The 11,961-nt window shown below is 66.5% G+C and carries 11 protein-coding genes; 10 read left to right on the forward strand and 1 reads right to left on the reverse strand.

What is annotated here, in order from left to right; genetic code table 11:
• Positions 1-6 precede the first annotated feature (6 nt).
• The 5 genes from A7X65_RS06840 to A7X65_RS06860 are packed head-to-tail and all read left to right on the forward strand — an operon-like array spanning position 7 to position 4,649.
• Positions 7-1,347 carry a nitrous oxide reductase family maturation protein NosD gene (locus A7X65_RS06840; RefSeq protein WP_063683507.1) on the forward strand — a complete coding sequence of 447 codons (1,341 nt, stop codon included), beginning with the start codon at positions 7-9 and terminating at the stop codon, positions 1,345-1,347.
• Entirely contained in the window at positions 1,344-2,264 is a 921-nt protein-coding gene (locus tag A7X65_RS06845) for an ABC transporter ATP-binding protein (RefSeq protein ID WP_063683508.1), read from the forward strand. The genes A7X65_RS06840 and A7X65_RS06845 overlap by 4 nt, the downstream gene beginning before the upstream one ends.
• Entirely contained in the window at positions 2,261-3,088 is an 828-nt protein-coding gene (locus A7X65_RS06850; RefSeq protein WP_063683509.1) for an ABC transporter permease, read from the forward strand. Before A7X65_RS06845 ends, A7X65_RS06850 begins: the two co-directional genes overlap by 4 nt.
• The gene (locus tag A7X65_RS06855; RefSeq protein WP_063683510.1) at positions 3,085-3,657 is read left to right on the forward strand and encodes a nitrous oxide reductase accessory protein NosL; all 573 of its coding nucleotides are present in this window, start codon (positions 3,085-3,087) and stop codon (positions 3,655-3,657) included. Before A7X65_RS06850 ends, A7X65_RS06855 begins: the two co-directional genes overlap by 4 nt.
• Complete coding sequence (locus A7X65_RS06860; protein WP_063683511.1) at positions 3,654-4,649, forward strand: FAD:protein FMN transferase; 996 nt, start codon at positions 3,654-3,656, stop codon at positions 4,647-4,649. The genes A7X65_RS06855 and A7X65_RS06860 overlap by 4 nt, the downstream gene beginning before the upstream one ends.
• Positions 4,650-4,660: 11 nt before the next feature.
• Here A7X65_RS06860 and A7X65_RS06865 read toward each other — a convergent pair whose 3' ends face one another.
• Positions 4,661-5,584, reverse strand: a complete 924-nt coding sequence (locus A7X65_RS06865; protein WP_082884846.1) for a helix-turn-helix domain-containing protein — start codon at positions 5,582-5,584, stop codon at positions 4,661-4,663.
• 197 nt (positions 5,585-5,781) lie between these two features.
• Between A7X65_RS06865 and A7X65_RS06870 the strand changes: the two genes are divergently transcribed.
• The 5 genes from A7X65_RS06870 to A7X65_RS06890 are packed head-to-tail and all read left to right on the forward strand — an operon-like array spanning position 5,782 to position 11,806.
• Positions 5,782-7,002: an amino acid ABC transporter substrate-binding protein gene (locus tag A7X65_RS06870; protein WP_063683513.1), complete on the forward strand. Its 1,221-nt coding sequence runs from the start codon at positions 5,782-5,784 to the stop codon at positions 7,000-7,002.
• 58 nt (positions 7,003-7,060) lie between these two features.
• Positions 7,061-7,936 (forward strand): branched-chain amino acid ABC transporter permease, encoded by an 876-nt coding sequence (locus A7X65_RS06875; protein WP_063683514.1) that lies wholly within the window; start codon positions 7,061-7,063, stop codon positions 7,934-7,936.
• Entirely contained in the window at positions 7,933-9,603 is a 1,671-nt protein-coding gene (locus A7X65_RS06880) for a branched-chain amino acid ABC transporter ATP-binding protein/permease (protein WP_245323335.1), read from the forward strand. Before A7X65_RS06875 ends, A7X65_RS06880 begins: the two co-directional genes overlap by 4 nt.
• Positions 9,596-10,327, forward strand: coding sequence for an ABC transporter ATP-binding protein (locus tag A7X65_RS06885; protein ID WP_063683516.1), 732 nt, complete (start codon positions 9,596-9,598; stop codon positions 10,325-10,327). Before A7X65_RS06880 ends, A7X65_RS06885 begins: the two co-directional genes overlap by 8 nt.
• 27 nt (positions 10,328-10,354) lie before the next feature.
• On the forward strand, positions 10,355-11,806 hold the full coding sequence (locus tag A7X65_RS06890) for an aldehyde dehydrogenase (protein WP_063684839.1): 1,452 nt from the start codon (positions 10,355-10,357) through the stop codon (positions 11,804-11,806).
• The last annotated feature ends 155 nt before the right edge of the window (positions 11,807-11,961 follow it).

Genomic DNA, 11,961 nt, shown 5'->3' on the forward strand with positions numbered 1-11,961 from the left:
TCACGCATGTTGCCGGCGGCGCTCGTCGCCGCCGGAATTTCCGGCTTCGCCGATGCGGAGACCTTGACGGCTGCGCCGGACCGGCCGCTCCAGGCGCTGCTGGACGGTGCGCGCGACGGCGACGTCGTCGAGCTTGCGCCGGGTGAATATCACGGCGGGATTCGGATCGACCGTTCCCTTGTACTTGTTGGGAGCCAGGGCGCGGTGCTCGACGGCGATGGCGCAGGCAACGTCATCACCGTCGGCGCGCCCGACGTCACGGTCCGCGGCGTGACCATCCGCGGGTCCGGACGCGATCTGCAGGTGATGAATTCCGGAATCTTCCTCCAGAAGACGGCCGAGCGCGCGCGGATCGAAAACAACCGCCTGGTGGGAAACCTGTTCGGCGTCTATGTGCATGGCGCCCAAGGCTCGCGGGTGGTTCACAACGAAATCGAGGGAATGCGCGGTTGGCGTCTCAGCGAGGCAGGCAATGGCGTCTCGCTTTGGAATGCGCCCGACGTCACCATCGCGGACAACACGTTCCGCTACGGCCGCGACGGCATCTTCTCGATCTCAAGCCGCAAGGACCGCTTCGTCGGAAACCGCTTCGAACAGGTTCGCTTCGCGATCCACTACATGTACACCAACGACAGCGAGGTGAGCGGCAACGTTTCGATTGGAAACCATGTCGGCTACGCCATCATGTACTCGAACCGCTTGGTGGTCCGCGACAACATTTCCGATCACGATCGCGACCATGGACTTCTGTTCAACTATGCGAACTACGCCGAGATCGACGGCAACCGGGTGACGGGCGGCCCACTGGACACGGTAGCGGACAGGACGGACGACGGTCCGAACGAGGAACGGGGCATGATTCCGGAGTCGAATCGCGGCCCCATTCGTCGCACCGGTCCGGAGAAATGCGTGTTCATCTACAACACCAACCACAACAAGTTCCGCAACAACTGGTTTGAGCGCTGCGCCATCGGTGTTCACTTCACTGCCGGCTCCGAGGGCAATGAGATTACCGGCAACGCCTTCGTCAACAACGCCAACCAGGTGAAGTATGTCGGCACCCGGCACCTGGACTGGTCGACCGGCGGACGCGGCAACTACTGGAGTGACAATCCGGCATTCGACCTCAATGGGGACGGAATCGCCGACACGGCGTACCGGCCGAACGACCTGATCGATCGCGTCTTGTGGACTGCGCCCGCGGCGAAGGTCCTCATCAACAGCCCTGCCGTCCAGGTGATCCGCTGGGCGCAGGCGCAATTCCCTGCCCTGCTGCCGGGCGGCGTCGTCGACAGTCGTCCTCTCATATCTCCTCCCACGCGCCGTGCGGCCGAGGAGGCACGATGACGAAGACTGTGCGCATCTGCGATGTCACCAAGGACTACGGCAGCGTCAAGGCGGTCCGCGGTGCTTCGTTTGAACTCGGCGAAGGCGAGTTGGTCGCCCTGATCGGCCACAACGGCGCCGGCAAGACCACGCTCATGAAACTGATGCTCGGGCTGATCCGGCCGAGCAGCGGCTCGATCGAGGTCCTCGGCGACAATCCCGCCGCGGGTGAATTCGCAGGGCGTCGGCAGCTTGGTTATCTGCCCGAGAATGTGTCCTTCGAGGCTGCACTGACCGCCCGCGAGACGCAGGCCTTCTACGCCAGACTGAAGCGCGAGCCGGTGGCGAAGGCGCTTGATCTGCTCGACGCCGTCGGACTGGGATCGGCCAGCCGGCGGCGGATCGGCACCTATTCGAAGGGCATGCGCCAGCGCTTGGGACTTGCCCAGGCCCTGATTGGACGCCCGCGAGTGCTGCTGCTGGACGAGCCGACCACCGGCCTCGATCCGGAGCTGCGCCAGACCTTCTACGATGTCATCGCGCGGCTCGCCAGCGAGGGCGCGACCGTGTTGCTGTCGTCGCACGCACTTACCGAGCTCGAGGAGCGCGCCGGCCGCGTCATCATCATGAACCGCGGCGTCAAGGTCGCCGACGGATCCATCGAGGAACTGCGTCGCCTGGCCCGCCTGCCCACCAGGATCCGTCTCAAGGTTTCGGGCCTCGCCCCGCACGAGATGCCGGCATGGGCGCCTGCGGACGCGATCTGCCGCCGCCTGAACGGCCACTTCGTCGAGATCGACGCTGCGCCCGAGCGGAAGATCGAGCTTCTGCATCGGGCGACCGCCTTGGGCAATTCGGTCGAGGACGTGGACGTGATCCCGCCGACTCTCGACGAGCTTTACGCTCACTTTCTTCGGCAGTCGGAGCAGCCATCATGAATGTGCTGATGATCGCGGCCAAGGAAATTCACCAGGCGATCCGCAATCGCTGGGTGCTGGCGGCCACGCTCCTGCTGGCCGGGCTTGCCCTGTCACTGACCTTTCTCGGCAGCGCGCCAACCGGGAACGTCGGCGTTCGCACGCTCGACGTGGTCATCGTCAGCCTGTCGAGCCTGACGATCTTCCTCGTTCCGCTGATCGCGCTTCTGATTTCCCACGACGCCATCGTCGGCGAGATGGAGCGAGGGACGATGCTGTTGCTGCTGAGCTACCCGGTGGCGCGATGGCAGGTGCTGCTTGGCAAGTTCCTGGGCCATCTCAGCGTCCTCGCCTTCGCAACCTGCCTTGGCTACGGACTGGCCGTCGGAGCACTGGCCGCGACGGGTGGCCAGATCGATACCGATAGCCTCCTGGCCTTCGTGGCCATGATCGGCTCCTCCGTGCTGCTCGGCGCAGCCTTCGTCGCGATTGGATATCTGATCAGCGCGCTGGTGCGCGACCGGGGAACGGCGGCCGGCATCTGCATCGGGTTGTGGCTGCTGCTGGTTCTGATCTACGACATGGCATTGCTGGGCGTGCTTGCGCTCGACCAGGGACGCAACATCTCGGCGGCCGCGCTCAACGCCATGTTGCTGTCGAATCCGACCGACGCCTACCGGCTGATCAATCTGACCGGGTTCGCCAATGTCAGCACGTTTGCCGGCATGGCCGGCCTCGCTCAAAGCACGTCCCTGACGGTGCCGGTCCTTCTGATCGCCCTGCTCTGCTGGACGCTGGTGCCGCTGGGGCTCGCCGCGCTCGCTTTCTCGCGGAGGGAGCTATGAGGCGCCGAACGATACTTTTCGCCTTGCTCGTGCCGCTCGCGCTCGCGGGCTGCGATCAGAAGCAGACCGCGCAGATCCCACCGCCCCACCGGATGACCGCGGAGGACATCGGCCACTATTGTGGCATGAACGTGCTCGAGCATCCGGGCCCAAAGGGCCAGATCTTCGCTGCGAGCCTCATTCAGGCGGTCTGGTTTTCGTCCGTGCGGGACGCCCTCGCCTTCACCATGCTGCCGGACGAGCCCAAGGACATCCTGGCAATCTACGTTTCCGATATGGGCAAGGCACCGAGCTGGGACCAGCCCGGCCCCGACAACTGGGTCGAGGCGCGCAAGGCATTGTTCGTGATCGAGAGCCGGGCCAAGAGCGGCATGGGCGGGGACGAGGCCGTTCCGTTCTCGGACCGGGCGGCGGCGGAGAAGTTCGCAGCTGAAAACGGAGGCAGGATCGTCGGCTTCGACGAAGTACCGCGGGACTACGTCTTGGCGTCGGCGAATGTCACCGGCAACGCGGCGATCGACGAAGCGAGTGGACGGATTCCGGGCGAACGATCGAGGAGAACGCCATGACGCAGTCGCTGACGCGCCGACGCTTCATCCGGATCAGCGCCGCAGCGGCAGGCTTCGGCCCGCTCGGCCTCGGACGCCCCGTTCGCGCGGGGAGCGAGCCGACCATCTGGCGCGGCAAGATGCTGGGCGCGGTCGCGACGATGGAGATCCACGACGACGACCGCAGCCGCGCGGAACGGCTGATATCGCTCGCTTGCGCCGAGGCGCGCCGGCTCGAGCAGTTGTTCAGCCTCTACCTGGGCGAGTCCGCCCTGGTCGAATTGAACCGGACGGGCATCCTGATTGATCCCGCCGCCGAGATGGTCGATCTGCTTTCGACCGCGCAGCACTATTCCAGCCTGACCGGGGGCCTGTTCGATGTCACCGTGCAGCCGCTATGGGACCTGTATGCCGACCACTTCGCACGAGAGAACGCGAATCCGGCTGGCCCGACGGCGGCGGAGATCCGGACAGCGCTTGCGCGTGTCGGCAGCAGCCGCCTGTCCATCAGTCGCGACCGGATCGTGATGCCTCGGGGGATGGCCGTCACCCTGAACGGGATCGCGCAGGGCTACATCACGGACAAGGTGGTCGAGCTCCTGCGGGCGCACGGCATCTCGCACAGCCTTGTCGACATGGGCGAAGCCCGGGCGATCGGCTCGCGTCCCGACGGCCGACCTTGGGAGGTCGGCATCGCCGATCCGGACCATGCGGGCCACACGAAAGCGGTGCTGCCGATCATCGATCGCGCAGTGTCGACCTCGGGCAGTTACGGCTTCCAGTTTGGCTCCACGTCGCGGTTCAACCACCTGTTCGATCCCCGAACGGGAGGCTGCGCCCTCCGCTATCGCAGCGTGACGACCGTATCTCGCACTGCGACCGCCGCGGACGCACTGTCAACGGCGTTCTGCCTGATGCCGGAAGCTGACATCCGATCGTTGCTGTCACGTGTCGGCATCGACCGCGTTTACCTCGTCAACGACGCCGGCCAGTCGGTCGAATTCGCTGCTTAGCGTCCCCGCGCTCACGGCCAGTCGGCGAAGTTGAGCGTCGGCGGCGATCGTCCGGCGCGGACGCGGGCCGCAACGCGCCGGCGCCAAACGCCTGGAGCCTCGCCGGTGTGCTTGCGGAAGAAGCGGTTGAAATAGGCGGTGTCCTTGAAGCCCAGCGCAAAGGCGATCTGCTTGACGGCAACCGTGCCGGCCTCGAGCCGGCTTGCGGCTTCCTTGACGACGCGCTGCTGGATCAGCTCGCTCGGTGATCGCTTCAGCTCGCGGCTGCAGAGTGCGTGCAGGCGGTCCGGCGTCATGCCGAGGAGGCCGGCGTAATCGCTGACGCGCAGATGCTGGTGGTAGCGCTCCTCGAGCAGCCTGCGGAAGCGGCTCAGGATCTCGGTGCTACTGCCCTCCTCGTCCCGGTCGGTATCGCCTGCGAACAGACGCCAGAAGCGCAGCACGCACAGCGTCAGCTCGGCGGATAGGATCGACGCTGCGCCGCTGCGTGCCGGCGACGCGATCTCGGCGGCGATCGCTGCAATCGAGCGCGACATCGTGGTCACGAGGTCGGTTTCGACCGGCCGAGCCATGATGCCGCCGGCGGCTTCGAGCGCGAGATAGGCCGTTTCGGCCGATGGCGGCAGATAGCGATGCCACACGCCCGCGCGCAGCTGCAGCAGCTCGGCGCTCGCACCGGCGGACACCTCAAGCCATTCGGCCGAGCCCGCCGGCAGCCAGACGATGGCCGGGCCGGTGAAGGTCATGGTCTTGCCGGGCTGGCCGACCTCGGCCGCGGAAGCGCTGTGCAGGCACAGCAGATGGATGAACGGCCGGGCCGCCTTCGATGTCAGCATCCAGCGCCGGGCCACATAGTGCGAGGCAATCAGCTCGGCGCCGACGGGCGCGGCGCCGCTCGCGGTCGCTGGACCTGGGCCCGCGACGCCTCGACGCACTTGGGCGCCCCGACCAGAAAAGTCCAATCTTTCGCCGGATCTGTCCATTGTGCGAACAAATCCCCCGGTGCTTGCTAGGTCAAGTCCTGATCGCGGCGGGCTCAAACATGCCGCACCTCAAGAAATCGGGACTGAGAGGAACGACCCAGTACATCGTCGCGAACAATCGTTTGCGTGAAACACGAGGGAGGATCGACATGTTTTCGGCGAACCGTCGAACGTTGCTGCGCGTCACTGGCCTTGTGGCCGTCGCCACGGCACTGGGGACCTTTGCGTCCACCGCCGAGGCGCAGGAGAAGATCCGGATCGGCTATGCCATCTCCAAGACCGGCCCCTATGCCGGCGGTGCCGGCATCACCACCCTGCCCAATTACGAGCTGTGGGTGAAGGACGTGAACGCCGCCGGCGGCATCAAGCTCGGCGACAAGAAGCTGGCGATCGAGGTGGTCGAATACGACGACCGCAGCAGCTCGGAAGAAGCCGTCAAGGCGATCGAGCGGCTCGCCAACCAGGACAAGGTCGATTTCATTCTTCCGCCCTGGAGCACGGGCCTCAACCTTGCGGTCGGCCCGACGCTGAACCGTCTCGGCTACCCGCACCTCGCGGTGACCTCGGTGACCGACAAGGCGCCGGAGCTCGCCAAGCGCTGGTCGAACGCGACGTTCTGGCTCGGCACGTCGGCGCAGATCTCCGAGGGGCTGGCGGATCTGCTCGGCAAACTGAAGAGCGAAGGCAAGATCGGCGCGAATGTCGCGATGGTCAGCGTCGCCGACCAGTTCGGCATCGAGCTCTCCGCCGCCGGCCGCGAAGCGTTCAAGAAGCACGGCTTCACCCTCACCTATGACAAGACCTATCCCATGGGCGCGCAGGATCTCCAGCCGCTGCTGAAGGATGCGATCGCGTCGAACCCGGATACGTTCGTCGCCTTCAGCTATCCGCCGGATACGATCGCGCTGACCGAGCAGGCGCAGCTCCTGAAGTTCAATCCGAAGGTCTTCTATGTCGGCGTCGGCACCGCCTTTCCGCTCTACAAGGGCAAGTTCGCCGGCAACAGCGACGGCGTGATGGGGATCGGCGGCTGGAACGCGGATTCGCCGCAGCTCAAGGACTATCTCGCGCGCCACAAGGCCGCGACCGGCAAGGAGCCGGATCGCTGGGCGAGCTCGATCACCTATGCGAGCCTCCAGGTGCTGCAACAGGCGATCGAAAAGGTCGGCAAGCTCGATCGCGCCGCGGTCGCAGCCGAGATCCGCTCGGGCACGTTCGACACCATCATCGGCAAGGTCAAGCTGAAGGACGGACTGCTCCAGGACGTCTGGAGCGTCGGCCAGTGGCAGAACGGCGAGTTCTACGCGCTCGCGCCGGCCTCGCTGCCGGGCGCGCGTGCGCCGGTCGTGCCCAAGGCACCATGGCAGTAAGGCCGTTGGCAGGCCTCCCGCTTGCGAGGCCTGCCGTCCGCGCGAAGGGCTCCGTTTCATGCTGCTTGTCGACATCATCCTGCCGGGCCTCGTGCTCGGCGGCATGTACGCGCTGATCGCGCTCGGGCTGACGCTGCAATACGGCGTGGCGCGGATCATGAACCTGTCCTACGGGGAGTCGCTGGTCGCGGCCGCCTTCGGTGCGTTCTCGCTCTACAGCGGCCTCGGCCTCAGCCCGCTGGCTGCGCTGCTGCTGGCCGTCCCGGTCGCGATGGTGCTGAACTGGCTGCTCTATCGCTTCCTGCTGGAACGGCTGATGCGGCGGGGCAAGGATCGCGGCGCGCAGGAGATCGACAGCATCCTCGTGACCTTCGGCGTTCTGTTCGTGATCCAGGGCGCCATGCTGGTCGCCTTCGGCGGCCAGTATTACAGCTATAGCTATCTCTCCATTCCACTGACGGTCATGGGCTCGACCCTTGCGGTCAATCGCCTGGTCGCGCTGCTGTTCGCAGCCGTGGTCGGCTTTGCGGTGTATCTCGCCCTCACCCGCACCCGCATCGGGACCGCCGTGCGCGCCATCGCGGTGGATGCGAATGCCGCGCGCCTCGTCGGGATCGACGTGGCGGCCTTGTCGGGGCTGGCCTTTGCCTTTGGCGGCGGTCTCGTTGCCGTCGGCGGCGTGCTGGTCAGCATGTTCCTCACCTTCAATGCCGCAATGGGCGTGGTCTTCACCATGAAGGCGCTGGTCGTCGTCATCATGGGCGGCGTCGGCAACGTCCTGGGCGCGCTGGTGGCGGGGCTGCTGCTCGGTGTGGTCGAGACCGCGGTGGCGCGGCTGGTCGATCCCGGCCTGACGCTGGCCGCGACCTACGCGTTGTTTCTCGGCGTGCTGCTGATCAAGCCGACCGGCCTGTTCGGGAGGGCTGCGTCGTGACTAGGCCCATGCGTGCAGCGCTGTGGTGCGGAGCCCTTGGCCTGGCTGCGGCCGTCGTCACATATCCGCTCTATGCCAACGGCTACTATCTCGCGCTCGGCATCAGCGTGCTCTATTTCACGATCCTCGCGACGGCGTGGGCGATGTTCTCGGGGCCGACCCGCTACGTCTCGCTGGCGACGGTCGCCTTCTTCGGCCTCGGCGCCTATACGGCCGCGGTACTCGGCGAGACCATGTCCTGGCCGGTCGTGCTGCTGGCCGCCGCCGGCGTCGGTGCCCTCACCGCTGCCATCACCGGGCTCTCGACGCTGCGGCTGTCGGGCATCTATTTCGTGATCTTCTCGTTCGGGCTGGCCGAGCTGATCCGGCAGCTTGTGATCTGGTACGAGGTCAACATCCACAAATCGGTCGGCCGCTATCTGTTCAGCGCGGTGACGCAGGACATTCTCTACTGGCAGCTCCTGGGCCTGACCTTCATCGTCTTCCTGGTGGGCTGGCTGCTCGGGCGCTCGCGCTACGGGCTGGCGTTACGCGCCATCGGCACCGACGAGACCGCGGCCAGCCATTCCGGCATCGATGCGACGCGCATCAAGCTCGGCGTCTTCATCCTGAGCGCGACATTCATGGCGATGACCGGTGCAGTGATGGCGCCGCGTTGGACCTATATCGATCCCGCGATCGCCTTCAACCCGACCATCTCGTTCCAGGTCGTGATCATGGCTTTGCTCGGTGGCGCCGGCTCGTTGTTCGGGCCCGTGCTCGGCGTCATCCCGCTGGTGCTGCTGTTCGAGGTGCTGACCGCGACGCTGCCGAACCATTTCAGCATCGTCCTCGGCATCATCTTCGTCTTCATCGTCATGGTGCTGCCGAACGGCGTGATCGGCCTGTTCGGGGCAGGACGCTGGCGCGTTCCGGCGGGTAATCCCGCCCCCGGGGCAGCTCGTAAGACGGACGCAACGCTGCTCGCGGTCGACGGCGTCAGCAAATCGTTCAGCGGGCTGCGCGCGGTCGAGGACGTCAGCTTCACGGTCGCGCCGGGCGAGATCATCGGCATCATCGGCCCGAACGGGTCGGGTAAGACGACGCTGCTCAACACGCTGTCCGGCGCCTTGCGCCCCTCGTCCGGCACGATCCGGTTCAGCGGCACCGTCCTCAACGGCCTGCGCGCGCATCAAATCGCGCGGCTCGGCCTCGCGCGCACATTCCAGCTGGTACGCGTGATGCCGGACCTGACCGTCGCCGAGAACGTCGCCGCGGCGCGGTTGTTCTCCACCTCGAGCGGTTGTGACGCGACGGGAGGCGAGCTGCTGGATCTGGTCGGGCTCGGCACCATGCACGAAGCCCCCGCCGGCGAATTGACCTATATCGATCAGAAGCGGCTCGAGCTTGCCCGCGCGCTGGCGCTGCAGCCGCGCCTCGTGCTGCTCGACGAATGGCTGGCGGGCCTCAATCCGAGCGAGCTCGAGACCGGCATCGCGCTGATTGCGAAACTGCGCGACCGCGGCCTCACCATCATCATGGTCGAGCATGTCATGGATGCGATCCGGGCGCTGTGCGGCCATTGCATCGTCATGAACGCCGGCAGCGTGATCGCGCGCGGCACGCCTGATGATGTTCTGGCCGACCCGAAGGTCGTCGCCGCCTATCTCGGAGGCGACGATGCTTGAGGTCACCGCCCTCTCCCACTTCTACGGCAAGCACCAGGCGCTGGCCGAAATTGCGCTCGGCATTGGGCAGGGCGAGATCGTCGCGATCCTCGGCGCCAATGGCGCCGGCAAGTCCACCCTGCTCAAGAGCATCGCCGGGCTCATCAAGCCTGCACCGGGCGCGATCATCAGGTTCGACGGACAGAGCATCGCCGAGCTGCCCGCCCATCTGATCGTGGAGCGCGGCATCGCCCTCGTACCGGAGGGACGCGGCGTGTTCGGCGACCTGACCGTCGCCGAGAATTTGCAGCTCGGCGCCTATCCCGCCCGTGCGCGTGCGAGCGAAGCGGACCGGCTCGCCGGGATCCTGCAGCTCTTCCCGCGCCTTGCCGAGCGCATGACCCAGGCCGTCCGCACCATGAGCGGCGGCGAGCAGCAGATGGTGGCGATCGGCCGGGCGCTGATGTCGAACCCGCTGTTGCTGTTGCTCGACGAGCCCTCGCTTGGCCTCTCCCCCCTTCTCAGCCGCGAGGTGTTTCGCGCGCTGGCGCAGATCCGGAGCAGCGGCCTCAGCGTGCTCCTGGTCGAGCAGAACGCACGCGCCAGCCTCGACATCGCCGATCGTGTCTATCTGATCGAGTCCGGCCGCAATGCCGGCAGCGGACCGGCGGAGGCGATGAAGAACGATCCCGAGATCCAGCGCGCCTATCTCGGCAAGGCGCGCGCCGCATCACCCCCTCATTGATCCCCCCAGCACCTCATGGAGAGCGCCATGAACGCAATCGACCTTCTCATCGGCGGCAAGGACCAGTCGGCCAGCAACCAGCGCACCTTCCAGCGCCGCAATCCGATCTCCGGCGAGGTCGCGACGATAGTCGCCGCAGCCTCGATCGACGATGCGATGCGCGCCGCCGATGCCGCGGCCGCCGCCTTCCCGGCCTGGTCGCAGCTCGGCCCCTCCGAGCGCCGCAAGCGGCTCAGCGCGGCCGCCGACATCCTTGCGCGCCGGGCCCCGGAGTTCACCGCGCTGATGGTGGCCGAGACCGGCGCCACCGCGGGCTGGGCCGGCTTCAACGTGCATCTCGCCGAAGGCATGCTGCGCGAGGCCGCCGCCATGACGACGCAGATCTCGGGTGAGGTCATCCCGTCCGACAAGCCCGACAATCTTGCGATGGCATTCCGTCAGCCGGTCGGCGTCGTGCTCGGAATTGCGCCGTGGAATGCGCCTGTCATCCTCGGCGTGCGGTCGGTCGCGATGCCGCTCGCCTGCGGCAACACGGTGGTGCTGAAGGCCTCCGAGATGAGTCCCGGCGTGCACCGCCTGATCGGAAGCTGCCTCGCAGAAGCCGGGCTCGGCGACGGCGTCGTCAACGTCGTGACCAATGCGCCGGAGGATGCGCAGGCCGTGGTCGAGGCACTGATCGCCCATCCCGCCATCCGCCGCGTCAACTTCACGGGCTCGACGCGGGTTGGCCGTCTCATCGCCCTGGCTTGCGCCAAGCATCTCAAGCGCGCGTTGCTGGAGCTCGGCGGCAAGGCCCCGCTCGTCATCCTCGACGATGCCGATCTCGATGCCGCCGTGAATGCCGCGGCCTTCGGCGCCTTCATGAACCAGGGTCAGATCTGCATGTCGACGGAGCGGATCGTGGTCGACGACAAGGTGGCGGACGCGTTCATCGCCAAGTTCGCCGCCAAGGCGAAGAGCCTGCCCCACGGCGATCCCGGCAAGGGCAATGTCGTGCTCGGCTCGCTCATCAGCGGCGCCGCGTGCGAGCGCGTCCGTGGCCTGATCGACGATGCCGTCGCCAAGGGCGCGGTGCTTGCGGCAGGCGGCCACGGCAGCGGCACGATCATGCCGGCCACCATCGTCGATCACGTCACCCCGGCGATGCGCATCTATGGCGAGGAAAGCTTTGGTCCAGTCGTGACCGTCGTGCGGGTCAGCGGCATGGACGAGGCGGTGCGGGTCGCCAACGACACCGAATACGGCCTCTCCTCCGCCGTGTTCGGCCGCGACATCGCGCGCGCCCTTGGCGTTGCCAAGCGGATCGAAGCCGGCATCTGCCACGTCAATGCACCGACCGTGCACGACGAGCCCCAGATGCCGTTCGGCGGCACCAAGGCGTCAGGCTACGGCCGCTTCGGCGGCAAGGCTGCCATCGACGAATTCACGGAGCTGCGCTGGATCACGGTGCAGACCGGGCCGCGGCATTACCCGTTCTGAAGCAGACGCTGTGAGCGCTGAGGTCCGATGCAGCGGAGTCGCAGATGGAAGCGTTTCCCCTGTGGCCATCCTTCGAGACGCCCGCCGTTGGCGGGCCCTCAGGATGAGGACCGAATGCGCGGCCGTCGTTTCGGCAGGTACCAATGCTGCTTAGC

Origin of the sequence: Bradyrhizobium stylosanthis, from assembly GCF_001641335.1 — a bacterium.
In the GTDB taxonomy this organism is placed as follows: domain Bacteria; phylum Pseudomonadota; class Alphaproteobacteria; order Rhizobiales; family Xanthobacteraceae; genus Bradyrhizobium; species Bradyrhizobium stylosanthis.